The organism is Streptococcus sp. 400_SSPC, assembly GCF_001072745.1.
In the GTDB taxonomy this organism is placed as follows: Bacteria; Bacillota; Bacilli; order Lactobacillales; family Streptococcaceae; genus Streptococcus; species Streptococcus xiaochunlingii.
This window is the reverse complement of the sequence record NZ_JVIQ01000064.1, coordinates 1-26,744: the sequence shown is the minus strand read 5'-3', so window position 1 is coordinate 26,744 and position 26,744 is coordinate 1. Positions and strand designations below refer to the sequence as shown.

Here is a 26,744-nt window from a genome sequence, read left to right as displayed (position 1 = left end):
GTTGTAGTTGTAGGTTCCTCGGTTGTTGTAGTTGTGGTTGTAGTTGTAGGTTCCTCGGTTGTTGTAGTTGTGGTTGTAGTTGTTGTAGTAGTCGTTGTGGTTGTAGTTGTGGTTGTAGTTGTAGTTTCCCCTTCACCTTCACCAGACGCAGTATAGATGAGGGTCTTAGCAGGGTAGCTACGTTCGTTAGGGAAGTTTTCTGCTTTCCACTTGATGGTGTTATTAACTACATCACCTTTTTTCTTAGCTTCAGTCAACTCAGTAGTGTACTCCAAGTACATTGGCCAGTTCCAGTTGTCACCAAAGTTGATAGTGAAACCAGTGATTTGACCTGCAGCGTTCTTAGTATATACAGCTTTCTTAGAGAAGTTGTCAGTTGGGTCAAGTTTTGTAAGTTGCTCTTCGCTTTCGATAGCTTTAGGTTGAGTTGCGTAACGTACAGCACGAAGGCTTCCTTCTACCAATACTTGTCCGTCAGCAAGCTCATCTGTGATAACCATCTTGTTCAATTTATCTTGACCAGCGTTCAAGATAACTTTCCATTTGATACGTTTTGGATTTTGTGGGTCTTGATATCCATACTTGTACTCATATTGACCAATCGCAGTAGAATCTGGCTCGTAAGTCAAATTATAAGTTTGCTCACCATACTTGAATGTCTTTTTACCAGACTCAGTTACAGTACTAGCATTTACAACCACGTCGTATTTCAATGACATTCTCTTATTGTTAGGATTTTTAGAGAAATAGTCAGTGAACGTTACTGTTGTTTTACCAGTAGCTGGGTCAGCAACTGCATTACCAACGATTTCAGATCCGTTTTTGATTGGGAATTCTGACTTAACTGGCCAGTTCAATTCTTTTGGCAAGTCAAGAACAAGTGTATCACCTGCATTGATTGCTTGAGAATCTGGGAAAGTAATGCTGTTTGTAGCTTCCATGGCTTGACCTCTGCCTACTTTTGTATCAGCAGTAATAGGTTTGCCACCAAGGGTAATAGTCGTGTTGTTGGTATAGTTTGTAACTTCGTCAGCAAAAATCGTTGTTACGACTGTCAAAGCCAAAACTAGTACACTAAAAAACGCTAAAACTCGCTTAATGCTCGTTTTTGTGGTTTGCATAATAAACTCCTTATTATTAATTTTTTATCATTGTAACATAATTGTTTCACTTTGCAAAGTATTTTTTATCTTTTTTCACTTATCATTCGTTTTTTTGACGATTGAAAAAACCAAGAGTGATAATTGAGAGGATAAAGCCCATGATAGAAAGGATCCAACTCTCTTCTGCACCTGTATTCGGCAAGCGATTTTCTTGGATTTCCCCACTATCTTTTTGGCTATTTATTATAGATTCAACTTTGGTTTCCGCTTTTGGATTTGTTGAAACATGATTGAGCTCCTCAACTTTATGACCAGGTTGATCCTGAGATTGGTCGTTTTTCTCGTTCTTCTTCACTACTTTTGTACCAAGTTCAGTAATTTCATGAACGGGTTCTTCGATTAGTGTCACTTGGATTAATTCCTTCTTGATGACACGACCATCTTGAATAGTCAAACGGTATTTGTATTGACGCTTACCTGTCTTGCCTTCTTGCAAGAGGGAGACTGTCCCTTCTGCTTTATTAGGATTCTCGACGATCCTCTTTTCAAAGGCGACGACTTCTATCTCAATTAGCTCCTCTGTTGTAATAGTAGGAAGCTGTTTTGTTCCAACTAAGATTACACGAGAAACTGCCTTTCTGATAACCTTGGTATCTACCAATGTAGAAGAGAGTTCTTCATCATTGAAGTAGTGTTTTTCAAAAGTCTTATGGATCAGTCCATCTTGGCCTTCTTGGAAGACTCTAGTTTCACCTTCTGCCAAGCTTTCGTCATTGCGATATTCTGTCTGATGAGTAATGACCTCATCCTCAGTCACCAAGACTGTACGCTCAACTCCAGCACCCACTACAACGACTTGGTTGACAGGTTGAGTTGTGATAACTGTTCTTAGATACTCACGTTGAGTTTCTTTACCATTGACATAGGTTACTTGGTAGTAGTCTGTTTGACTTCCTTCTTGGCCTTCTACTTCGACCAAACGATAGGTCACAGGCTTAGTCTTGTCCTCCCGAACGATGGTGTTGTATGGGATTGCACTTGTTGTGCTGATTTCCTTGGTTTCAGTAACCTGAGAACCGATATGGATAATCTGTTCGAGTGCTGGACGCAACTCTTTGACGCTAATCAAGTCTGTCTTGACTAAGACACCATCTTTATAAGTTAGCTGATAAATTTTTTCTACCAAGCCAGCTCGACCTTCTTGAACAAGCTTACGTTCACCTTTTGGCATGTTTTCATCAATAACGGTAACTGTTCTAAAGTTAGTCTCCTCAGTTCGCGTTTCCTGCTTCACTTTAACATTTGGAACATGTTTTGTCCCTACTAAAATGATGGTCGGAACTGCTTCTCTGACAGTTTTACTTTCGATCAGTTTTGAAGAACGTTCTTCGTCATTGAAGTATTGTTTCTCGATCGTCTTACGGATCAGCCCATCCTGACCTTCTTGGATAATCTTTGTTTCACCTTCTGGAAGAGTGTCGTCATTACGGAATTCAGTTGGACTTGTGATTCGCTCTTCCTGAATTTCAAACATTATACGCTCGATTCCAGAACCTTCAACTAAGACTTTATTAACAGGCTGAACTGTAATATCCGTTCTGAGATGTTCACGTTTCGTTTCCTTACCATTGACGTAAGTTACTTGATAGTAGTCTGTTTGTGTTCCTTCTTGACCCTCTACTTCAACAAGGCTGTAACCAACTGGCTTGGTCTTATCCTTACGAATAATGACATTGTAAGGGATTGGACTTGTTATGTTGATTTCCTTAGTTTCAGTGACTTGAGTACCGATATGGATAATCTCATCCTGAACTTTTTGAACTTCCTTGCTACTGATCAAGTCTGTCTTGATTAAGACTCCGTCTTTGTAAGTCAGTTGGTAAATTTTTTCAATGATACCAGTTCGACCTACTTGAACCACCTTCGTTTGACCTTTTGGTAGGTCTGGATCTTCGATGTTTTGAGTCTTATAGGCAATCTTCTCAGTCTGAGTGTCTTGTTCTACCTTGATAGTTGGTACATGTTTTGTACCCACTAAGATGATCGTTGGAGTTGCTTCTTTGATCAGTTTGCTTTCTACTAATTTCGTAGAACGCAACTCATCATTGAAGTAACGTTTCTCGATTGTCTTACGAAGGAGTCCTTCCTCACCAACTTGGGTAATCTTCATTTCACCTTCTGGAAGTGTGTCATCGTTGCGGTACTCAGTTGTACTTGTGATCTTGTCTTCTTGAATTTCAAAGAGAGCACGTTCTACTCCTGCACCTTCGACAATCACCTTGTCAACAGCTTCTCTAACGACCGTTGTCTTCAAATGTTCCCGTTTGGTTTCGGTACCATTGATGTAGGTTACTTTATAGAGGTCGGACTTCTCACCGTCTTGACCTTCTACCTCAGTCACTCGATAGCCGATAGGCTTCGTAGTGTCTTTGCGAACCTTGACTGTAAATGGAATTGGGCTTGTCTCGCTTGCTTCTCTAATTTCTTTGATACGAGTTCCGACTTGGATGATTTCATCCACTGGATCTGTCGTAATGTTAGATTCTACAAATGTACGAGATGTCTCTTCGCCATTTACTTTCGTTACAGAGTAGCGATTTGTTTTTTGACCCTTCTTACCTGCCTGGATAACCTTGGTTGTTCCTGCTGGAAGCTGATCTGAAAACTCTTTGAGAGTATTGTAATCGATTGATTCTGTCTCATCTACAAGCTCAGTTGTTTCCACGATAGGTGTCGCATTTCCGACACGAACGACACGGTTGACTGCATCTGTAATCTTATGTTCAGAAACGATGGTACGACCGATTTCTTTACCATTTCGATAGCTTACCAAGAAAGTACGGATAATTTGTCCTGGAGTTCCTTCTTCGTCGACAACACTTTCTCCTGCTGGAAGTGTATTGTCTGAGACATAAATCGTCTTGAATGGAACGTCAACCTGCTCATCCACTGTACGTTCTGTCATCTTAGAAGTACCGATTACTGTGATTTCGTCTACAGCTTTTGGATTCTCAACTTTTGAGATTTCTTTACGAGCAACTTCGACATCGTCCTCATAGGTAACTTCATAAGTTGTTGTGATGGTACCAGGAGATCCAACTTGAGTAATCTTGCTGTAGCCTTCTGGTTGGGTTTCATCTTTTTCAATAACCTTGTTGAAGTCTTTTTCTTCGACAACAACTACGGATCTGATTGACACAACCACCCCTAGACCTTTAACAACGATCTTGTCCTTCTTCTCTTTTAAGACATTTTCGTTGACCAAGGTACGGTCAACAAGTTCATCATTGAGGTAAGTCAGTTTGTATTGACTTTCAATACGACCTTTTTCACCTTCCTGGCGGACTTCTTCGTAGCCTTTTGGTTTCGTGTAGTCGTATTCGATGACAGTTTCAAAGTCTACATCCTTGACATCAGTAGTGTATTCTACTCTTTCAACTGCACTACCAACAGTGATAATGCGTTTGACTGGTTGGTCAATCACTGTTTCAGACGTCAAAGTCTTACCAACTTCCTTACCATTCAATTTTCTGATTTGGTAAGTCTTTTCAACAGAACCATTCTTACCAGCTTGATTTTCAAATTGATAAGTCTTTGGTTTTGTTGGGTCAGTTCTGATTTCTGTTTCGTATTCAACAGTTTCTTTCTCAGTAACAGTCTCAAATGTTTCTGTCGCTGTACCAATCAAAACGATTTCTCTCGTAGGCTCTTGGATTACTTCCTCAGATTCAATCTGACGACCTACAATTGTATCACCAACTTTGGTAATCTTGTAAACATTAACTTTCTTACCAGGAACACCTTTTTGAACGGTTTCTTTAAATCCGATAGGAAGTTCATCGGTCTCACGAGTTTCGATGATGTACTCTGTCGTTGTTGTTGTCCGAAGTGTTTCAACCGTTTTATCACCAACGATATCTACTGGAGCTAAAGGCTTGCCATCTAGAGTGTTACGTCCGAGGAAAACATTATTACTCTTGGCATTCAAGTTCACCCACTCACCATTATATAGTCTAAAGAAACCATTTTTGTTTGGCGTATCTGCGATGAATTTGTTGTCTGTTGCTGTTACTTTAACGGTGTCATTGAGACGGTTGATACCAAAGAAAGCTTGCATTATGTCTTTGATAACTGCTCCATCTGTTCTACGAGTGACATCGTAACGTTGCCATGGCTCATTATCTTTATACTTGAAGGTATTGCTATTAACATCAATAGTAGATGCGTTAGTACTTTCAATTGCAACTGCATTTTTCCATCTAGACTTAATCTTAGAAACGGTCAATTCATTGTTGTCAATGTTGATGCTTCCTCTAGTCTTAGTAAATGGTACTTTTGTAACCTTGTTTACACGTTTACCAGTTGTACGGTCAATAACACTTGCTACATAAGTGGTATCGTCATTGATGTAAATCGGTAATTGCTTGATGTCGTCTACTTCAATCTTATTTCTTGAAATAGTGATGTCACCTGAACCACCACCTTCAACACCTCTAGATGCTTGGGCTGTGTTGTTGTTAACAGAGATGATATAGTCTGTTGAATCACCAGTGATGGTGTTCCCTTCGATGTTTAGGCTATAGTCATTTGAACTTTCGTTATTTCTAAAGAGGATCCCAAACGTTCCTAGCTGGCCATTTTCAAATGGTTTTGTCAAACCTTCAATGGTGTTATTTGAAATGACATAACGACCTTTATCAAGAGGTTTAGTCCATTTGTGGTTTTTCTCATTTGTTAGGATTGAGATAGCTGTGTAACCACGGTAACGCGCTGGATCATCATCATCGTTTTCCAACTTAGAGTTTGGATCTTGTGTTACCTTGTTGTTACGAATAATGACATCTGTCATAGGGTTAGCACGGTTATAAACCTCAATACCATTCAAACGGTCTCCGAGTGAGACGTTGTTTTCGATGAGGATCTTATTCCCGTCATGGATATCCAATCCTTTACGGTAGTTGTAGTTGGTATAGTTTCCAGTATAGGTAATACCATCATTGTAAGATCCTGCCATTGAGGCTGCACCATATCCGGTACCACCATCCAACACATGACCATTGTATGACAAAATGTTGTTGTCTACAACAAAATTACGTTGGTAACCGAACATAACACCCGCAACACGGTTGTTATGAAGGAAAGAATTGGTTACCTTGTTACCGTCCATGATTGGAACATCTGGATCTCCGATAGACTTGACTTCGTTTGAAACCTTTTCAGAGATACTGCTATAACGGATCGGTCTTCCATTGCTATCATACTCTTGCGCTGTTGCCTTACTTGAACTAAAGAAGACACCAGCTCTGTTGAATTTCATAGCACGAACATCATTGATCGTAACATTTGAAGAATCGTTTACATAGATACCGTTTGAACGTCCAAAGTATGATTTCCCTTTACGGTAAAACTCATTATCTTTGGTGTAGTCTGACGAATCATAAGCATGCTCAACTGTTAAACGACCTACAGTAAAGTTATTCTGATTTTGAATGAGCACTGCAGACTCGTAACGGTTATCCGTCAAGTTTGTTTCAGGATCGTGTTCTCCGTCTTGCTTCTTATTAAATAAGATTTTTGTGTTGTTACGACTTGGACCACTACCAATCAAACCTTTTACATTGGCATAGTTTTCATCAATAACCAAGGTATTCTTCAGCAAAACTGTCCCTGATAGCATAACAGAAGCGCCACCCTCAACCTCGTTGGCCGCAGAGAGCGCCTTTTTGATTGCTTCACTCGCTTCAACTTTTCCTGTCGTATCAAGACCAAAATCTGTTGCTTTTACATATTTACCGTAATCCGCATCTTCGTATACTTTTGTATTGCTAGCTGCAGCTCTTTTACGACGAATCTTAGGAGCTGGAGTTGCAGCCGTTTCAGCTTCGTTTGTACTTGCATTGGAAAGTGTACCTGGAGCAGGAGTTGGATCTTCCTTCTTTTCTGCACTATTAAGAGTTGGATCAGTTTTACTATCTTTATTAAGACTTGCTTCGGCTTCACTGTCTTTATTAAGAGAAGTTTCGGCTTTACTATCTTTATCAGAAGAAGAGGCTTCCGTCGAAGTATTCTTAGCATCCTCCTCAGAGCCTTTTGTTTCCTTTTCCGTTAAAGCTGGAGCTGGATATTTCTTATCTCCCTGATCAACTGCCGGCTTTTCTTCTGAATTTGGCTCTGTAACTGCTCTAGTTTCAGATTCTGGAATAGAAACTGGCGTATTCAATGCAGGCTGGTTTTCATCCTGATTCTTAATAAGACTTTCATTTGAATTTTCAAAAGAATCCGCACTGGCTTTTACCTGGCCTAATTGAAATGTTGTTAACACCCCAATTGCTAACAAAGAGTACTTGGTTGTTTTTTTAATATTCATGAATCCTCCTCTTTCATTTAATTCTTCCCACTTTTCTCAGTCTATACGTTTCAACTAAACCAACCTTTTAACAAAGATTCAATTATTTATTTTATAAGGTGGATAGAAATGGATTTTACTTTAATGATACTTATTGTTTGATAGAAAGTCAACTATTTTATTCTATAAATTTTTACCCAAAAGAATTCCCTTTCTATTTTCCTTTTATCCTCTATAAAATGGAAGAAAGTTCACTATTTATCTTGTATCAACCTCCTATTAAATAATAAAAAGCTGCCGTATATAACCGACAGCTTTATTCAAACGTCATTTAAGATGTAAAAACATTCAAGACACTTGTATTTTGCTCTAAAGTTAAGAAAAGATTCTTCAGATTACTTCTCTAACACAAGAACGTCTTCTGTAGAGAAAAAGCTTTCTTTATAGCCAGAAGCTTCATATGCCTTCAAGATATCCGCCTCAAAAAATCCTTTGCCTTCTTGCCTTGTTTCTCTCGGTACAACAACATAATCAATATTTAAGTCAACTTTTTTATCATTATGATAGTAGATATCATATAGTTTTTCATGCTGTCGAAGGCTTGGAGTATAACTCCCCGTCGTTACTACTGAAGACTCAATTGGCAAATCTTTTAATACTGATTGTATCCCTTCAAAATAATCCTTTCGATTGTGGTAATATTTAATTTCAAAGTTCCATTTATGAGTGTAGCTATAGAGGATCCCTCCTGAAATCACTAAAGACGAAGCAACGAGAGCAACAAGGGCCTTCTCCCCTACTACTTTATAATTACTCAATTGATCCAATGCCAATATTCCCATAATGAATAAAAGAGTAACTGATCCATAGCTATATTGGAAATTAATATCATATTGATAAAGCCAATCTGTTAGTAAATTAATCGCTAGCAGAGGAAGCATAAGGAAATAAGTTGATAGGCGTCGTTGGACAAGTGGCAAAAAGCCTAGAGGAAACAGAACTAAAAAGATATAGCCAAGTTTCTTAGCCGTAAACAGACTACCCAGAACATAAAGCGGATTTAAGATAGTGTTTTTCATCACCATTAACAATCCATTCTCCCCAGACATTAACAAATGACTATATCGAGAAACCATTGCACCTTCACCATATTTTGTCAACAGAAACATAGCGAATCCAAAGTAAATTACCGGCAAGACAAATGTACTAGCATATAACCACTTTTTGAATCTCGGAGATATAGAAAAACGATTCTGAAAGACAAAATAGAGTCCTAGCGATAGTACGTAAATAAAGGAATCCTCTTTTACAAAAAGGATGAGGAGAGCAAACAAGATAGTTCGCAAACGCCATTGAGAGATGATGGCGTAAAAGAGCCATAGAATTAAAGGGGGTAAAAAACAGTTCTCATGAATGTGGTAACTGCCACTGGTTGTCATTGCTGGAGTAGCAAAAAATAGTGCAATGACTAGAGGATTTAACAGTTTTGGCAATTGTAATTTCTTCAATACCAGCCCGAGGGGGATTATAGCAGAAAATACAATAAGAATTTGTAAAATTTCTAATGTTTCTACATAAGGAAACAACATGTAGAATGGAAGAATCGCATAAAAGATTGGAGAAATATGGACAGCAAAGTGCGATAAAGCCTTATCTCTCTCAAGCGTTGTTATCTGTGTGAAGTCTGTCTTCATCCTCTCAAACATTTGAGAGAAAATCCCAATATCAAATGTCGAACCTGAATTTGCCTTGACTTTATAATACACTACAACAGATAAGTAAAGGACATAACAAACTCCAATAATTAAAGTCATCAAGGTAAGTCGTTTAACCCATACTTTACTGATTTTATCTACAGCCAACCTACTAATAATTAGTCCGATTAATAATGCAATAACAACTGAAGTCAAAATTGGCCAAATTAAAGAAGTAAATTTTGATTCAGCGATATTAAAAGAGTGAATTTTTAGGGCTTCATCTTGAAATTTCCCACTTGCTTGAAGGAGAAGCTTGGGAAAAGATAGCACCACTAATACTGGAAAGACAATTGCAAACCTTATATTGTCTAGATAGAAAAATAAGAATAGAGCAACTGAAATCATAATCAAGCCCAGAGATAAGAATAAGGTTGGACTTTTAAGAATTGCTACAAATAGAATCAAAGCTATCAAAAAAGTATTGAGAACACCAATATCAATGAGTTTCTTATACTCACCAATAAACCAAAGAAATGGGTAAATGATGACAACCCCGATAATTGTCCCAACAATTCCTACTTCTCCTAATTTTAGAAAGAGCGCTTCAGTCGAAAATCTAAGCAAATTAAACAAAACGACAATAAAGTAGGATCCTAACAGTAACCATAGGTAGTTCATGTTGGCTAGATTCTTAATTTTTTTCATTTAAACCTCCCGTAATTATAAAATATTTTATCATAAACTGAAGAACTTGCCTATTTAAAGATAAATAAAGGAGAAAATTTTCGACTGCTGATTTCTATTTAAAATTGATTCATAAAAAAACTTATTTCTCACGAAATAAGTTTCCATAAACAGATAAAATTTCTTAAGTCACCTCAGTGATCAATCCTGTATCGACATCATAGACAGCTCCTGAGATAACGACGTCGTCTGGAATCAGCGGCGAGGCTTTTAATAGAGCGACATCTTCTCGGACGCTCTCGTAGATATCTTGAAAGGGTAGGAAGTCTTGGTCTCCAACATCAACTCCCAGTTCCTTCTTCAGATGCTGACGGAAGCCTTCATTCTCAAAGGTTTGCGCTCCACAGTCTGTATGGTGCAAGACCACGATTTCTCGAGTCCCCATCTGTTGCTGTGAGATGACCAAGGAACGAATCATGTCCTCTGTCACGCGCCCACCTGCATTCCGCAAAATATGGGCATCTCCCAAAGCAAGCCCCAGTGCTGGCGCCACGTGAAGACGAGAGTCCATACAGGTCACAATGGCCACTTGCGTTTTCGGTTTGATTGGGAGATGGAGGTCTCCGTGCAATTCAACATAGGCTTGATTGGCTTTTAAAAAATTCTCAAAGTAGGACATTAGGAACTTCCTTTCTGGTTGGTAAAATAGTTTGAACGCCAAATTATTTACACTCTATCTTACCATCTTTTTCCCAGATTGTCAGTTGTCAGCCTACATGAAAAAGGAGAGTAAAAGCAAACCGACTTCTACACTCCTTTCTTATCTTATGATCGTCTTGGTAAATAGCGATTCAGTATGCCAGCAAAGGTTTGAAGGTTGAGACTTTGAACATAAATCTCACCAGTCCCTCTAAAGGTATTGACAACACCTTCACCCGTTCCGATGGATTGCCAGAAACCATTTTCCAAATGGATATTATAATCCAAAGACTGGCTCCAAGCAACGACATGGGCATTATCGATGGTGATTTCTTGATTGTTTAGCTCAATTTTTTTAATGGAGCCGTAGGCATTCACCAAGAGGGTCCCTTGACCTTGGGTCGTCATGACGAAGAATCCACCCTGACCACCAAAGAGAGCCTTACCAATCGATTGGGTTTCCATTGTATAGAAAGCTGAACCATCCAGTGCAAGGAAGGCACCATCGTTCAATCGATACTGCTTTTCGCCCAAGTAGAGTGGCACCACCTGACCTGGTGAGTCGGGTGCCAATGCTAGGTAAGCATTATTAGACTGGGCAAATACCTGAGTGATAAAGGTACTTTCACCCGAAACCATTGACCGTCCAACTGCTTTCACAAAGCGTCCCACACCAGAGCCACTCGCATTTAATTTGGTGTTGAGGGTCACATTAGGCGTATGGTAGACCATACTCCCCCGTTGAATATAGACAGTTTCACCCTGATTGAGAGATAGCTCGACCAAAGGGAACTGCACATTATTATCTGTAAAAAATTGCAAAATAAGTAACCCCCTATGTTTAGTAAGTATAGAAAAAGTATAGCACAGGAAAAACCTTTTTGCAAACGATTCCAAGATCTGGTTAAGAAAAGACCTTTTTCAAAACTTCCCCTACCGTGGAGACTGCTATCACTTGAATGCCGTCTGGGATCGCGATCCCTTGGAGAGAATTTTTTGGTGCATAAATCTTAGTAAAACCAAGTTTCGCCGCCTCGTTAATCCGTTGCTCGATCCGAGTCACTCGGCGAATCTCTCCGGTCAAGCCAATCTCACCGATAAAGGCATCTTGCGGATTGGTTGGAAGCTCCTTGTAGCTAGAAGCAATGGCCACCGCTACGGCTAGGTCAATGGCTGGTTCGTCCAGTTTGACACCACCGGCTGACTTGAGATAGGCATCTTGATTTTGGAGAAGGAGTCCGCAACGTTTCTCTAACACAGCCATAATGAGGCTAACCCGATTAAAGTCCAGACCCGTTGTCGTCCGCTTGGCATTGCCAAATACAGTCGGTGTCACCAAGGCTTGAACTTCCGCCAGGATTGGTCTGCTGCCTTCCATGGTGACGACAATGGCAGAGCCAGTCGCCCCATCCAAGCGTTCTTCTAGAAAGACCTGACTGGGATTGAGGACCTCAACCAGGCCGCCTGACTGCATCTCGAAAATCCCGATTTCATTAGTGGAACCAAAGCGGTTCTTGACCGCTCTCAGGATCCGGAAGGTGTGGTGGCGTTCCCCCTCAAAATAAAGTACCGTATCCACCATGTGCTCCAACATCCGAGGTCCTGCCAAGGTTCCCTCCTTGGTCACATGGCCGACAATAAAGATGGCGATATTATTGGTCTTGGCCAGCTGCATGAGCTCTGCCGTCACTTCACGCACCTGAGAGACAGACCCCTGCACCCCTGAAATCTCAGGAGACATAATGGTCTGAATCGAGTCAATGATGAGGAAGTTAGGCTGGATGCGCTCCACTTCTGCTCGAACACTCTGCATATTAGTCTCGGCATAGAGATAAAACTCACTGTCGATATCCCCCAAGCGCTCTGCCCGAAGTTTGATCTGCTGAGCCGACTCCTCTCCACTGACGTAGAGAACCGTTCCCACTTGAGACAACTGGGTCGACACTTGTAAGAGAAGGGTTGATTTCCCAATCCCAGGATCCCCACCGATAAGGACAAGACTTCCTGGTACCACTCCTCCACCAAGGACGCGATTGAATTCCTCCATCTCCGTCTTGGTCCGGTGAACATTGATAGAAGTCACGTCCGCCAATTTCATGGGTTTGGTCTTTTCACCCGTCAAGGATACCCGTGCATTCTTGACCTCTGCGACCTCGACCTCCTCGACAAAAGAAGACCAAGAACCACAGTTAGGACAGCGCCCTAGGTATTTGGGTGAATTGTAGGCACAATTTTGACAAATAAATGTCGTTTTTTTCTTTGCGATGATAAACCTCTTTCTAAATCTCTATCTCACACTCAATCACTTGGCAAAAATCAATCTTCTCATTTGGCACAAACTGGCGTATGAGCATGCGATGGGCTACAACTACCACAGTTTGATGTTCCCGATACTTAGCCATGCATTCTAGAAAACGAGACTTCATCTCTACAGCTGTCTCATATTGAACAGGAGAATTTGGGAGCAACTCCCCCTTGTTTTCTAAAAACAGACATCTAGCTGTTTCAAAGTTCTCTATACCTGTTTCATAAACCTGCCATTCATGCAATAATGGCTCTACCCTCAAAGGAAGGCCAGTAGCACAGGATACATAAAAAGCCGTTTCTAAAGCTCGCGTCACTGCAGAAGACACCAGGATATCAGCTGAGCCAAACAAAGGATTTTTGCAAAGTTCCTGAGCTTGTTGTCTTCCTTTCTCAGATAAGGGTGCCAAATCTATCCCGAATCCAGTATAGGAACGCTCCTCTAACTCACGGTAATTTGGCTCCCCGTGACGGATAAAAATAATTTTCATATTAAGATCCCCATAAAACTATCCAATCTTGATTCCGCAATCTTGCCACTGCTTCAGTGTTTTAGAGAATTTCTTCTGGTTGGCAACTCCGACAGCAGACAAATCGACAGAAACCTGATAATTCTCCTTGGTAGCTGCCAAAACGGAAGTCTTAACACAGCCATTGCCATCTACCCCTATAAACTCTATGCTTTTAGCACCGTTTTCCTCTAAAAAATCTTTTAAATCTGGATTAGTAAAACAAGAAGCCCGACGCTTCTCAAAGATACGAGAAGATACAAGCAGCAAGCCGGTCGCAAATTTCTTCTTTCTGTCTTTTCTCCCCCGTCAAGGACACACGCGCATTCTTGACCTCTACAACCTCAACCTCCTCAACAAAAGAAGACCAAGACCCACAGTTTGGACAGCGTCCTAAATACTTGGGGGAATTATAGGCACAATTTTGACACACAAATGTCGCCTTTTTCTTTGCGATAATAAACCTCTTTCTATATCTCTATCTCACATTCAATCACTTGGCAAAAATCAATCTTCTCATTTGGCACAAACTGGCGCATGAGCATTCCGTGAGTTACAATGATAATAGTTTTATAATTTTTATATTTTTCCAAAGCTGTTAAAAAACGATGACGCATCTCTAGATCAGTTTCATAGCGATAAGGAGAATCTTCAGATAAAGCTCCTTGATGTTTTAGATAATATTCATGAGCTACTAATACACTAGTTAAATCAGAGTTAATGCCATCTATGTCTGGACGCCACTCATGAAAAAACGGCTCCACAAACAAGTCCAATCCTGTTTCAACTGCTATATAATGTGCTGTTTCTAAAGCCCTCGTCACAGACGATGAAATAATAATCTCTGCCTTTCCAAAACATGCAGTTTTAGCAACTTCTTTTGCCAGACTGCGACCTTTTCCTGTCAATGGTGCTAAATCACGACCAAAACCACTATAGAGTTGCGGATTTTCAAGTTTATCAAGCATACTATAATCTGGCTCCCCGTGACGGACAAAGATAATCTTCATCTTAGTGCCCTGTTGACCCAAATCCACCGGTCCGCACGCCGGCTGCCTCATCTCCATCTGCAATTAAGAAAGGAGCAAAGACAGCCTGAACCACGCGTTCGCCAACTTCAAGGACGACTTCTTGGTCGGTGATGTTTTTCATCTGAGCAAAGATATGGCCTTCATTCCCTGGATTGCCATAGTAGTCTCCATCAATGACGCCGACTGAGTTGATCAAGACCAGACCTTTTTTACGAGGGTTAGAGGAACGGTCATAGAGATAGAGCACCTCAGTCGGTTGCATATAGGCCTTGACCCCAGTTGGAACGAGGACGATTTCTCCTGGAGCAATGACTGTGCGTTCTGCCACTTTTAAGTCGTAGCCGGCTGCATGGGCTGTCTCCCGTTTTGGCAGCAAGTCCTGATTGGTATAGCTTGATACAAGTTCAAATCCACGAATTTTTGTCATGATGATTCCTCTTTCATTCTAATTAGTTTCCATCTCTTCTATTATACCATCACTTTTCCCTAGCGTCTCCCCTATACTACTATTCGTATTTTTTCTGACAAACACACAAAAGCCCCCTCAACCGAGGAGACTTTTGCAGGAAATTATATGAAAAAAGTAAACTGTATCAAACAAAGTTAGGAGGTCTTTGTTGATGAGACTAGTTTACCTCTTTCTCCTTAAAAAATCCTAAAGACTTTACAATTCTTGTAACAGATAGCGAAAGAGTTCGAGATTGCCTTTTTCTTCTTTAACAAGAAACTCTGGATGCCACTGCAAGCCAATGATGCGATGACCATCTACTGCTTCGATGGCTTCAATGGTCTGATCGCGTGGATCAATGGCTGTCACTCGAAAGTTAGGCGCCAAGTCCTTGATGCTTTGGCGATGCACAGAATTGATCTGGCTAGCTTGTCCAAAGAGACGCTCCACCACACTTCCTTTTTTGGTCTCAATGGAATGAAAAGTGCCAAAAGGAAGCCCTTGCCAGTGCCCTTCCACTTCTTGATGGAGAGTCCCACCGAAGGCAACATTGACCAACTGAACTCCTCGACAGATAGCTAGGACCGGCTTGTTTTGACGGACTGCTTCTTTCAACAAGGCCAACTCAAACTGATCGCGCTCGAGATTGTAGTCATCACTCTCGATGGCGATCTCTTCTCCATAAAAGCTAGGATGGACATTTTGCCCCCCACTGAGGATGAGCTTGTCCACTGTCTCGATATAATCTTTGGCAAAAGACGGGTCCCCCACTGGGATGACCATAGGAAGGCCACCTACTTGCTTAATGGTTTCCGCAAACTTACAAGATACAGACGAATGGATATTTTTCCCATCTGGATCCACTGCACATAGATTGGCAGAGACTCCAACAATCGTTCTACACATGGCCTTCCCTCCTTTGTTATTTCTATTCCCTATTTTATCATCCCACCCTTAGAGCGTCTAATATGTATTTTTTAAGGGCCTGATAAAATTTTTTTATCACCGAAATCATAATTGTTTTCCCTTAAAATCTTCCTATGTCAAGTGAGTTTTTTTCCTTTTAGTATGGTAAAATAGAAATGAAATCTTCACGAAGGAGAATACTATGGATAAACAAACCGTTGCAGTCATCGGTCCTGGTTCTTGGGGAACTGCCCTTTCTCAAGTCCTCCACGATAATGGCCATGAAGTGCGGATCTGGGGAAACGTCTCAGAACAAATCGACGAAATCAATCAAGAACATACCAACAAACGCTACTTTAAGGATGTCCTGCTAGATCCAGGGATCAAGGCTTACCACAACTTGGATGAAGCCCTTTCTGGAGCAGATGCTGTCCTCTTTGTCGTCCCAACCAAGGTGACCCGACTCGTTGCCAAGCAAGTAGCTGAACTCTTGGACCATCCTGTTAAGGTCATGCACGCATCCAAAGGATTAGAACCAAACAGTCACAAACGGATTTCTCAAATCTTAGAAGAGGAAATCCCTGCTTCTCTACGTAGCGAGATTGTGGTCGTGTCTGGTCCAAGTCACGCTGAAGAAACAATTGTTCGCGATATCACTCTGATCACAGCAGCTTCTAAGGATTTAGAAACAGCTCGTTACGTTCAAGAGCTCTTCAGCAATCACTACTTCCGACTCTATACTAATACAGATGTAATTGGGGTAGAAACGGCTGGTGCCCTTAAAAATATTATTGCAGTCGGAGCTGGAGCCCTCCACGGACTCGGATTCGGAGACAATGCCAAGGCTGCCATCATCACGCGCGGCCTAGCTGAAATTACCCGTCTAGGAGTGAAACTTGGAGCTAGCCCATTGACCTATAGTGGGCTATCGGGAGTTGGAGACCTGATCGTGACAGGAACTTCGATCCACTCTCGGAACTGGCGAGCTGGGGATGCCCTTGGTCGCGGTGAAAAACTAGAAGATATCGAAGCCAACATGGGCATGATCATCGAGGGGATTTCCACCACTAAGGCTGCCTACGAACTGGCCCAAGAGCTTGACGTCTATATGCCGATCACACAAGCCATCTATCAAGTGATTTATGAAGGGCAAGACATTCGTGAAGCCATTAACTTCATGATGAACAATGAATTTAAAGAAGAAAATGAGTGGAACTAAGGGATTGTTCCTTACCAATTAGATTAACAACCAATTATTCTTTAGTTAGAAAGGAATTATTATGACAAAAGTTAGAAAAGCAGTCATTCCTGCGGCCGGACTTGGAACTCGTTTCCTACCTGCAACCAAAGCCTTGGCCAAAGAAATGTTGCCAATCGTGGATAAACCAACCATCCAATTCATCGTTGAAGAAGCCCTTAAGGCTGGCATCGAAGATATTCTCGTTGTCACTGGTAAGTCAAAACGTTCGATCGAAGACCACTTCGACTCAAACTTCGAACTTGAGTATAACCTCAAGGAAAAAGGAAAAAATGATCTGTTGAAACTGGTTGATGAAACTACCAGGATGCGCCTCCACTTCATTCGTCAAAAACATCCGCGTGGCCTTGGAGATGCTGTCCTTCAGGCCAAGGCCTTCGTTGGGAATGAACCTTTCGTCGTAATGCTGGGCGATGACCTCATGGATATCACAGATGATACAGCTACTACTCTCACCAAGCAATTGATGAATGACTATGACGAAACACATGCTTCAACCATTGCCGTCATGAAAGTTCCCCATGAAGAGGTTTCTGCCTATGGAGTCATTGCTCCTCAAGGGGAAGGCATCAACGGACTGTATAGCGTTGAAACCTTTGTCGAAAAACCGGCACCTGAAGAAGCACCAAGTGACCTTGCCATTATCGGTCGTTACTTGCTGACTCCAGAGATCTTCCAAATCTTGGAAAACCAAAAACCAGGCGCTGGAAATGAAATCCAATTGACTGATGCCATTGATACCTTGAACAAGACCCAACGAGTATTTGCCCGCGAATTTAAGGGCAGACGCTACGATGTAGGGGACAAGTTTGGGTTCATGAAAACATCTATTGATTATGCCTTGAAACACCCACAGGTTAAAGATGATCTCAAACAATACATCATCAACCTTGGAAAACAATTAGAAGAAACAGGAAAAGGTACCGAGGAGTAAAAGATCCTCACCCCGACTTTCGATTATAAAGCAAAGAGACCGGACTAAATGTCCGGCCTCTTTTCGTTTCTTAAAAAATTATATTTTAAGCTTTGTTCTGTTTGCGTTTTTCTACATAGAAGGCAAATCCAAGGGCACTAATCAAGACACCGCCGATGATACCAACCATTGAAATGGTTTGTCCAGTAGATGGCAATTTCTTGCTTTCTGTTTTTTCTTCTACCTTAGCTGCTGTTTTGTAGACAACTCCATAAGATGAGAAGTGATTGGTTGTGAAGGTTACCTTGCTCTTGTCTTCATTCAAACTGAACTGGTAGGTTTCAACCTTGCCATCTTCTCCAATGCCTACAACAGATTCTACTTCTTTCGTAGGATCAACTGGCATAGTCACCACAGTTGGGCTGAATTGATGAACGGCTCCATTTTGATTTGACAACTGAATGTCATAAATCTTATAATCTTTACCTTTCAAAGCTTGGACGTCCTTCAAAACAGAAACTGCCAAATTAAAGCCACCTTGGGCAAAATCTGGGTTTTGTAGGGTGATTCCAGTAAGAGGATCTACTAAAATGTAAGAATTCGTCGGAAGAACTGGACGATTGTTTGTAGTTGGAGCAGGGACAATCTTAGTTGATGTGTTTACATCCTTGTTTGGCTCAGTACTTGGTTGAGTTGGCTTGGTTTCGTTCTTGCTTGGCTCAGTACTTGGAACTGTTGTTGTGGTTGCGTCCGTACTTGGCTCATTTGTCGTGGTAGCATCCGTGCTTGACTCGACACTTGCCTCTGTTGTCGTAGTTGCGTCAGTGCTTGGCTCGGCACTTGCCTCTGTTGTCGTAGTTACGTCCGTACTTGGCTCGACACTTGCATCTGTCGTCGTAGTTACGTCCGTACTTGGATCGACACTTGGCTCAGTTGTTGTGGTTGCATCCGTGCTTGGCTCGACACTTGGCTCAGTTGTTGTAGTTGCGTCAGTGCTTGGCTCGACACTTGGCTCAGTTGTTGTGGTTGCGTCAGTGCTTGGCTCGACACTTGGCTCAGTCGTCGTGGTTGCATCCGTGCTTGGCTCAGTACTTGGAGCTGTTGTTGTGGTCGCGTCCGTTGGTTCCTTGTAATCATCTGGGAGAGATGCCCGATACGGATCATCTGTTCTACCCGCTTCTTTCAAGGTTGCTGAAAGCTCAGCTTCATATTGTTTAAATTGTTTGAAAAGACGTTCAGAACGCGCAATTGCTTCAGCAGTTACTTGATCCTCCGCCCCTTTTGCAGCTGCTTCATCAGCTTTCAAGGCAGCGTATTTTGCATCACTCACTTTTTGTTCAATAATGAGCTGTTCTTCTAGTGCTTTCCAATGATTTTGGATAGATTTTCCAAAGAGATCTTGGTTATTGATGGCCATTTGGTCAATGTGCCAAACTGTCCAATACCATGAATTTGGATCATAAGTAGCTGTTTGAGGTTTAAAAGCTTCGTAAGTATCCTTTACATTTCCATAGAATGGAACATAAGGGGTATTCCGTGAAGGTCCCATACCTATCCATACAGTTCCACCAAATGATTTTGGAAGATTTGGATTGATTTGATAGACATGGGCATCGATTACATTTTCGTTTCCTAAAGCATATTTGTATTGGTCTTTACGAACAGTATCGTTGCTACCATCGTCACCTTGTTTCTTCACGCCAATTTGATCATCTGGTACAAAGCGTCCATTCAAGTGTTCAAAACGGTTCCGTTGCAAGGCAAAAGCATCTTCTAAAGTGTATTTTTTGTTTGGATCGGTTGGTGAACGGAAGAGCTCATACTCATCATCCTCATAGGTGACTTTAGAGTCTGGATCTAGCAAGGTAATACCTGCATAGGTCCGTGAGCGGTCTCCTTCAGCATATTTTTCTGGTCCATAAGATTTAGCAATATGGAAGTTTCCATCTTTATCGGTCTTGTAGTTGCCAGATTCCTTGGCTACTTTTTCTACATCTTTAGAGGCAATGACATTTTCAGTGTCATTCAAATCAACATGACCTAGGTAGTAGGTATTTGCAAAGACTGCGTATTTATCTTCTGGCACCTTCACCGCTACATATTGGTGACCAGATAGAATTTCCATATACCAAGTTTCATTTTGGTCTGCAAAAACGACCACGTTCCCTTCAGCTGAACCTTTTTCTTCAATGACTTTAGCCAGTAATTCAACCCCTTCGCGGGCAGTTTTAACACGTGGCAAGATGACATCCAGCATAGCAGCTTCTGGAAGTCCATCCGCTTTCAAAGGATCCGTTGTCAAGACCTTCTTATTTGGAATAGCTGTTACTGTCGCAGTCATGGATACACCGGCCTCATTAAAACCGTGTTCCCCGAAAGCACCATTACTACCGTCACCACGAGCAGAATCATAAGTAGCTGTGTATTTCATTTCGTTGGTAGCATGCGGGTAGGTGAATCCGTTGGATTCATCCTCGATTTGATCTCCCTCATTATAGGTCTTGGCATCGACAACAACATAGTTTTTGTTGTGTTTTCCACCATTTGGATAATAAGGATAGTCCTCAGTCCGACCAAAAAGGGTGGTACCATCCTTGGTCAACTGGCGGCCAATGATAAATCCACAACAGGCCTGAACGGCTTGAATTGGTAGGAGTAAGAACGTCATCGCTACCAAAGCTAGTTTAAACAACCATTTCTTCATTGCAAATCTCCTTTTTGCTTATTTTATGTCCTCAAACGGTTTTTGGACACAAGAAGGTTTTATATACCACCAGTCTACTCCTTTTGAATCAACATTGCAAGCGCTTTCTTTTTACGTTTTTATTCATTTATTGGTAATATTTTTTGCTTTCTCTACCGTTTTTGAGAAATATATACAAAAAAACTGAGACTTCACTCAGTTTTCAGATAATTTACAAATGTGCTACAAATCAAAAAAAGGGATGAAAGATAAAAGGCCAAGCACAAAGAAGGATAGCCCCAACTGTATAAAGGATCAGGGCTCCCCAGCGCCAGCTTTTCTTCACGCTATCTCGCTCACCATAGATGGGAAAGACAAAAGCTAGAATCCCTCCTCCCACCAGGCCTCCTAGATGACCGGCTAGACTGATCCCCGGCATGAAACTAAAGAGGATATTGATCAAAATCAAGGCAGTGTAACGTTGGCCCAGATAGCGAATATAGGGACTTCGAGCGATGAAGCGTAAACTGACAATGGCAGCAAAGAGTCCAGCTAGGGCTGTAGAAGCACCTGCTGCGACGACTTCTGGAGAAAAGACCAAGACAAAAAGATTGCCCATCAAGCCAGATAAGAGGTAAAGGGCTAAGAAGGCCTTCGAGCCAAATAGATCTTCTGCGATTCTACCGATAAAATAAAGGGTAACCATGTTCAAAACAAAGTGTTGCAAGCCAACATGAACAAACATGGCAGCAAGCAACCGCCAGCTCTGGCTTGGGTCCACCTGGATTTCTGCTCCTAAGACACCCCCAAAATCATAGACAGCTTGGACCGATTCATAGTCAAAGCCACGAAGCAATAACATGGATAGAAAAACGCCGGTTGTTAACAGAAGCAGGCTACTGGTCACTGGGTATTTCTTATCAAATAGTTGATCCATACACAAGAACCTCCTGTACTGGAATATCATGGGGGGCAGGTGCAAAGTCTACTTCCTGGCAAGCATAGATGGTGCTGACGGTCGCTCCGTCGAAATCTGTCAAATAGCGATCGTAATAGCCTCCACCATAGCCCAGCCGGTAGCCATCCTTTTGAAAGGCTACTCCAGGAACATGGATCAGATCAATCTCCGACTTATCTATTGCTTGGCTCCCATCCTCTGGTTCCAAGAGACCAAAGGCTGTTGGTTTCAACTTCTGCGGATCATAGACTGCAAATTCCATGCGCCCTTTGGGATAGGTCTTTGGGATGACAACCTGCTTGCCATCTTCTTGAGCTGCATCAATCAGAAAACTTGTATCCACCTCATGCGGGAAGGACAAATAGGTCGCAATCACGCTTGCTGCTTTGTAAGCTGGCAAAGAGCGCAACCGCTGGATCAAGGCTTGATCAGCCTTTCGCTTGTTCTCTCTCGCCAAGCCTTTCATCTTCTTCAATACACTTTTTCGAATAGTTGCTTTCATTTCCATCTCTCTTTATTGGTTAGCTTTTATTTTTAAGAAAGGACTAATGGCTTTGACACCAAAGTGCAGGGCTTCTTCCTTGGGACTCATCTGAGGGTGATGAAGGGCATAAGGACTGTCCACTCCCAACCAGAACATGACCCCATCCACTTTTGACAAGAGATAACCAAAATCCTCTCCGGTCATGGCTGGTAGGATATCAATCAAGGTGACATCTTCTGCTTGATCAAAGAAGGTCATCAGTTCATCTGCCAAGTCTGGATTGTTTTCCACCGGCAAATAGCCCCCTTGCTTGAGTTCTAGCTTTAGGTCCATATCAAAAGCATCTGCAACCCCTCTCGCAATCGTCTCGAGTCGCTTCTGAGTCAAGAGGTTCATTTTCATAGTTAGGGTCCGAATGGTCCCATGTAGAAAGGCCGTCTCCGCAATGACATTATTGGTCGTCCCCGCATGCATGGAACCGAAGGTCACAACTGCTCCCTCGATAGGATCGACATTCCGACTAACAATGGTTTGGACCTGGGTGACAAAATAGCTGGCAGCGACCAGGGCATCCTTGGCTTCATGGGGAAAGGCGGCGTGTCCACCTTTTCCTTTAAAGGTCAGCTTCACTTCACAGGTCCCTGCAAAGAGCGTCCCCCGATTGGTCGCAATCTCGCCTACCTTTAGGTCTGGACGGACATGGAGACCGTAGAATTGATCAGGCAACCAGTCCCCAAAGGCCCCATCCTCATACATGAGCATGCCTCCAGCTTCATTTTCCTCGGCTGGTTGAAAGAGGAACAAGAGATTGTTCTTAGGCTGTTCTTGAGCCAGTTGCTCCAGCAAGCCCAAGGCTAAGGTCATATGGACATCATGACCACAGGCATGCATCCGACCTTCGTGACGGGAGGCAAAGTCAAGGCCAGTTTGCTCGATAATGGGCAGTCCATCGATATCCGTTCGCCAGCCAATGGTCTTTTCTGGATTGGATCCCTTCAAAAAGACTAAGATCCCCGTCCGCCAGGTCCGCTGCTCGACGAACTCTTTTCCCTCAGTGATTTCTGCGATCCGCTCCAAGAGATAGGCTTGTGTTTTAAATTCTTCTAGTCCAATTTCTGGGATTTGATGCAGGTCCCGACGGATTTTTACTAAATCAAGTGTCATATACATCTTCCTCTTTTGAGAAGAAGCCGAGGTATCCCCCAGCTTCCTTTTCTTATTTCTCTATTATAGGTTACGCAAGGCATCCTCAAGTGCTGTTTTTTGTTGCGTCTGTTCGTCAATCGTCTTGATCACGCGCGCAGGTACACCTGCTACCACTACATTTTCAGGCACATCTTGGGTAACAATCGCACCCGCCGCTACGACGGAGCCGTTACCAACTTGAACCCCTTCGATAACGACGGCATTGGCACCAACCAAGACGTTATCCCCAATACGAACTGGTTCTGCAGAGGCCGGCTCAATGACACCGGCAAGGACTGCTCCTGCTCCGATATGGCTGTTTTTACCAACCGTTGCACGGCCACCAAGAATAGCTCCCATATCGATCATGGTCCCCGCACCAATTTCAGCACCGATATTGATGACAGCCCCCATCATGATTACCGCATTGTCTTCAATGGTCACCTGATCTCGAATAATCGCACCCGGTTCAATCCGAGCATTCAAATAACGCTTGTCCAGCAAAGGTACCGCTGAATTGCGACCATCTTGTTCTACGATATAATCTTTATTTTCTGTTAAGTTGGCAAGAAGGGGCTCAATCTCTTTCCAGTCTCCAAATAGGACATTGCCTAGTTTTACAACGGATGCTGGAAGCTCTCCTGCCAATTCCCCTTCAAAGGTCACTTTTACGTTGGTTTTCTTTTCTGCATTGCCGATAAAGGCGATAATCTCTTGTGCAGTCATTTTTTGTGCAGTCATGACGATACCTCTTGTTCTATGTAGTCAGTCCTCTAGGAAGATAGGCTCCTTTTGAACTCTTTGATTTTACTATTATAGCATAATTTAATGGACACACTAAATCGCGACCTAGTCAAATGGTTACAGTTGGTTCCTGTCATTTTGGTTCCTATTGGACCACTATTTTTTTCAATCGGTATTGATCCGAATTTTCGTTAAAATACAAATAGACTCGTTTGCTATCTGTAGTTGAATAGACTAGAGCGATGGTATCCACTTCTCCAGGATTGGGAATAATAAAAATCATGGAATCTGGATTTCCCAATTGAGAAGCCGCTTCTCGGATCTCCATCCCTTCTTGCCCATCCTGAGGCATCAGAGCTTGAAATTCGTCTGTGGTTTTGGTAGGTTCACCTAGCTTACTTTTATTGTTACCTACACTTAAACTAGTTATCTTTTCTGTATCACCAATCTTCTTAAAACTAATATAAACAAAACCAAATTGATCTGGCTGTTTATAGGTTAAATGTGTGCCTTGTTGTTCTGGGCTAAAATAGGAATAATTACCATTCCAAGCTTTTCCAAAGTGTTCAACAGTTTCCTCTGGCGTTACAAACTCTAATTTCTTATGATGGATCAAGTTCAGCAACTCGTCCAAACTAAAAGAGTGAACGCCATTGTTTTCATCCACATAGGGAGAATTTTCGGATGTCAGCTGCTTCGATTTCTTTTCTGACTCACTCTTCTCTTCCTTTGTTTGGCTAGACGATTCTGATTGTTGGCTAGAGGAGGCAGATGATTGTTTAGAGGATGTCGAACTGAAAGAATGACGGTCCTGTTTTTTACTTACTGTGCTATCCTGCTCTGTCTTATTGAGAGAACTGCTTACATAACCAAGCGCTATAATAGAGAGACTAAAGACGAGAACCATCCCCACAGCAACTGCAAAAAGTGAACCAAAACGGGGCAAGCCCGCTCCTCGAAAAGCATCCTCACGGACACTTCTCTTTACCCCTTTTTGATAGCTCCGAAGACTGGGACTTTCAAAAGCTTCTCCTTCAGGCCCACGATCCGAAAAGACCTCAGACACTTCCCGATTCCTACTTGGGAACCTAGTCCATTCTCTTTGAATCTGTCTACCTTTTTCCATTCCATTTTCCCTTCTTTTTACTTAACTTTGTTTCTTAGGATCTAGTTGACTCTTGCGCAACAAGGAATAGGAACCGTCTACATGTTCCAGCTCCAATAAATAAGTTTTTCCCTTCTCATCCTGATAGGATAGTTGAAAACCTTCCTGATCAGGCCCGATCTGGCGTCGGACGAAGGATTGTAGGCCCTGATAGTTGGCTAACAATGCCTTAAGATCTATCTTTTCTCCAAGCTCCAAACCTTGATAAACCTTTTCTGAAAAAGCTTTTTCTCCCTCCCGGTCTAGATTGGCTAGACTGGCGTCAATCTCTTCTAACAGATAGCTCCCATCAGTCCCCTTGCTAAAAAGCAAACGGATGGAAGCTCCCTTGCCTCTGTCGTCCCATCGATAGAGAAGAGAGAGACTGGGTTGCTTGCTTGCTGTAGATCGAAAGAGGACTTTCTCTTGGGGGTGGCTCATCTCCTTCAGAAGGGTCTCCAGGCGACTTCCAGTCTGCTTCAGACTACCGTTTTGGTTCTTTATCGATAGAGGAAAGTGCTCGATCTGTTCCAAGGTCCATGGCGAATCCTTTTTTTTATTCGTTTCTTTTAAGAGTCGCTCCCCTTGAAATTCTTTCGCTTTAAAAGTTGATAAGTTCCTTATTTCACTTATCGCTGTAGAACTTTTCGGTGGATGACTAAGGACCTCTAACCCCATCCCTAGGAGGAGCGCTAGCAATAGGAGACCAGGAATTGTTAGCTTCTTGATGACTGTATCCATTTACTCCTCCTTATTCGACCTTGACTAGATGATAGCGAGCATCATTTTGGGCTTGCAAAGTGAGAAAGACGAGCCCCTCTTGTGCACGGTAGGTCAGGACTAAAGCCGTTTTGCCATCCTTATGATTCAAAAGCAATGATTGTGGCAAGCCTATCTTTTGTAAAATGTCTTCAAGCTTCATGCCGGTTTTCTCTTTCCCACTAGCAAGATTGGTAAAGGCTACCTTTTTCAGCTGTTTACTTTCCAGATGATCCTTAGAAGTTGGCTGATAGCCCTGAATAGCCGTTAGATAGTAGCCATCCTTCATATGGGTAAATTCAAATTGGTATCTATCTCGTCCATCTTGTGTCGTTCCATAGCTTAGACGAAGGAGCTGCGTTGTAGCTTTTGACTCGAGTCGAGCTTGCTTGGCTCCCCCTAATTTTTTAACCAGAGCCTCTGGTGTCGTCCCCTTGGTGCTTGGACCACCAGTCGCATCTCCTATTTTAAACTCCAGCAACTCCTCCAAATTCACCCCAACTTCTGGGTGATCTGATTTCGCCAGGAAGTCCTGCAGATAAGCTTCTTCCTGATGAAAGGTCACTTGCTGGTCTGTATTCAGCTGTTCTTGTGGCCTCCCAGAAGCAGCAAGCTCATAGCCTACTCCCAGCATTGCGAGGATTCCTAAAACAATCCCTCTTTTTTGGATGAAAACCAGGAGGGCCTTCAGATGTTTTCTTATTGTTTCCTTTACATTATCCATTCTGTGATCGAATCTGTATCCCTTTCCGTCCAACTGTTCACGCCTATTTCCTTTAGCAACATATCCTACTATACCATAAATAGCCAGTCCTAGCTAGAATAGAGAAGAGAGTGGGACAGAAATCGGTAATTCGTTAGAATTCGATTTCGTCGTCCCACCTCCGCA

Annotated in this window: 20 protein-coding genes and 2 pseudogenes; 2 read left to right on the top strand and 20 right to left on the bottom strand. The window is 42.3% G+C overall.

Annotated features, from left to right (window positions below; genetic code table 11):
- The 12 genes and pseudogenes from ADH49_RS07995 to ADH49_RS07945 form a co-directional block, all read right to left on the bottom strand.
- A partial coding sequence (locus ADH49_RS07995) for an Ig-like domain-containing protein (RefSeq protein ID WP_048691452.1) occupies nucleotides 1-1,121 on the bottom strand: 1,121 nt, incomplete at its 3' end.
- A gap of 82 nt (nucleotides 1,122-1,203) precedes the next feature.
- Entirely contained in the window at nucleotides 1,204-7,470 is a 6,267-nt protein-coding gene (locus ADH49_RS07990; RefSeq protein ID WP_048691449.1) for a G5 domain-containing protein, read from the bottom strand.
- Nucleotides 7,471-7,844: 374 nt separating this feature from the next.
- Complete coding sequence (locus tag ADH49_RS07985; protein WP_048691447.1) at nucleotides 7,845-9,851, bottom strand: DUF2079 domain-containing protein; 2,007 nt, start codon at nucleotides 9,849-9,851, stop codon at nucleotides 7,845-7,847.
- A 163-nt stretch (nucleotides 9,852-10,014) separates the two neighbouring features.
- Nucleotides 10,015-10,509, bottom strand: coding sequence for a beta-class carbonic anhydrase (locus ADH49_RS07980; RefSeq protein WP_048691445.1), 495 nt, complete (start codon nucleotides 10,507-10,509; stop codon nucleotides 10,015-10,017).
- A 146-nt stretch (nucleotides 10,510-10,655) separates the two neighbouring features.
- The gene (locus ADH49_RS07975; RefSeq protein WP_048691442.1) at nucleotides 10,656-11,351 is read right to left on the bottom strand and encodes a TIGR00266 family protein; all 696 of its coding nucleotides are present in this window, start codon (nucleotides 11,349-11,351) and stop codon (nucleotides 10,656-10,658) included.
- A gap of 82 nt (nucleotides 11,352-11,433) precedes the next feature.
- A complete protein-coding gene (gene radA / locus ADH49_RS07970) occupies nucleotides 11,434-12,795 on the bottom strand; it encodes a DNA repair protein RadA (protein WP_082161878.1) in 1,362 nt (453 codons plus the stop codon).
- A 13-nt stretch (nucleotides 12,796-12,808) separates the two neighbouring features.
- On the bottom strand, nucleotides 12,809-13,324 hold the full coding sequence (locus ADH49_RS07965) for a histidine phosphatase family protein (protein WP_048691438.1): 516 nt from the start codon (nucleotides 13,322-13,324) through the stop codon (nucleotides 12,809-12,811).
- 18 nt (nucleotides 13,325-13,342) lie between these two features.
- Nucleotides 13,343-13,645, bottom strand: a pseudogene (locus tag ADH49_RS07960) (isochorismatase family protein); the annotation flags it as partial.
- Nucleotides 13,641-13,802, bottom strand: a pseudogene (locus ADH49_RS10105) (DNA repair protein RadA); the annotation flags it as partial. The pseudogenes ADH49_RS10105 and ADH49_RS07960, both read right to left, overlap by 5 nt.
- Nucleotides 13,803-13,812: 10 nt before the next feature.
- A complete protein-coding gene (locus ADH49_RS07955) occupies nucleotides 13,813-14,352 on the bottom strand; it encodes a histidine phosphatase family protein (protein ID WP_048691436.1) in 540 nt (179 codons plus the stop codon).
- A gap of 1 nt (nucleotide 14,353) precedes the next feature.
- Nucleotides 14,354-14,800, bottom strand: coding sequence for a dUTP diphosphatase (locus ADH49_RS07950; protein WP_048691434.1), 447 nt, complete (start codon nucleotides 14,798-14,800; stop codon nucleotides 14,354-14,356).
- 237 nt (nucleotides 14,801-15,037) lie between these two features.
- Nucleotides 15,038-15,727 (bottom strand): gamma-glutamyl-gamma-aminobutyrate hydrolase family protein, encoded by a 690-nt coding sequence (locus ADH49_RS07945; RefSeq protein WP_048691431.1) that lies wholly within the window; start codon nucleotides 15,725-15,727, stop codon nucleotides 15,038-15,040.
- A gap of 202 nt (nucleotides 15,728-15,929) precedes the next feature.
- On the opposite strand from ADH49_RS07945, the gene ADH49_RS07940 reads away from it, so the two are divergent.
- Both ADH49_RS07940 and galU read left to right on the top strand, forming a co-directional pair.
- Nucleotides 15,930-16,946 carry an NAD(P)H-dependent glycerol-3-phosphate dehydrogenase gene (locus ADH49_RS07940; protein WP_048691428.1) on the top strand — a complete coding sequence of 339 codons (1,017 nt, stop codon included), beginning with the start codon at nucleotides 15,930-15,932 and terminating at the stop codon, nucleotides 16,944-16,946.
- A 61-nt stretch (nucleotides 16,947-17,007) separates the two neighbouring features.
- Nucleotides 17,008-17,919 carry a UTP--glucose-1-phosphate uridylyltransferase GalU gene (gene galU / locus ADH49_RS07935; RefSeq protein WP_048691427.1) on the top strand — a complete coding sequence of 304 codons (912 nt, stop codon included), beginning with the start codon at nucleotides 17,008-17,010 and terminating at the stop codon, nucleotides 17,917-17,919.
- A gap of 85 nt (nucleotides 17,920-18,004) precedes the next feature.
- Here galU and ADH49_RS10435 read toward each other — a convergent pair whose 3' ends face one another.
- From ADH49_RS10435 to ADH49_RS07895, 8 genes are all read right to left on the bottom strand, one after another.
- On the bottom strand, nucleotides 18,005-20,602 hold the full coding sequence (locus ADH49_RS10435) for a C69 family dipeptidase (protein ID WP_048691425.1): 2,598 nt from the start codon (nucleotides 20,600-20,602) through the stop codon (nucleotides 18,005-18,007).
- 229 nt (nucleotides 20,603-20,831) lie between these two features.
- On the bottom strand, nucleotides 20,832-21,518 hold the full coding sequence (locus tag ADH49_RS07925) for a rhomboid family intramembrane serine protease (RefSeq protein ID WP_048691423.1): 687 nt from the start codon (nucleotides 21,516-21,518) through the stop codon (nucleotides 20,832-20,834).
- Nucleotides 21,502-22,041, bottom strand: coding sequence for a 5-formyltetrahydrofolate cyclo-ligase (locus ADH49_RS07920; protein WP_048691421.1), 540 nt, complete (start codon nucleotides 22,039-22,041; stop codon nucleotides 21,502-21,504). The genes ADH49_RS07925 and ADH49_RS07920 overlap by 17 nt, the downstream gene beginning before the upstream one ends.
- 12 nt (nucleotides 22,042-22,053) lie before the next feature.
- Entirely contained in the window at nucleotides 22,054-23,187 is a 1,134-nt protein-coding gene (locus tag ADH49_RS07915) for an N-acetyldiaminopimelate deacetylase (RefSeq protein ID WP_048691411.1), read from the bottom strand.
- A 63-nt stretch (nucleotides 23,188-23,250) separates the two neighbouring features.
- Complete coding sequence (gene dapD, locus ADH49_RS07910) at nucleotides 23,251-23,949, bottom strand: 2,3,4,5-tetrahydropyridine-2,6-dicarboxylate N-acetyltransferase (protein WP_006595464.1); 699 nt, start codon at nucleotides 23,947-23,949, stop codon at nucleotides 23,251-23,253.
- 148 nt (nucleotides 23,950-24,097) lie between these two features.
- Complete coding sequence (locus ADH49_RS07905) at nucleotides 24,098-25,018, bottom strand: hypothetical protein (RefSeq protein WP_239681826.1); 921 nt, start codon at nucleotides 25,016-25,018, stop codon at nucleotides 24,098-24,100.
- 81 nt (nucleotides 25,019-25,099) lie between these two features.
- Nucleotides 25,100-25,837, bottom strand: coding sequence for a hypothetical protein (locus ADH49_RS07900; RefSeq protein WP_048691404.1), 738 nt, complete (start codon nucleotides 25,835-25,837; stop codon nucleotides 25,100-25,102).
- Nucleotides 25,838-25,847: 10 nt separating this feature from the next.
- Nucleotides 25,848-26,489, bottom strand: a complete 642-nt coding sequence (locus tag ADH49_RS07895; RefSeq protein WP_236128231.1) for a hypothetical protein — start codon at nucleotides 26,487-26,489, stop codon at nucleotides 25,848-25,850.
- Nucleotides 26,490-26,744: the final 255 nt, after the last annotated feature.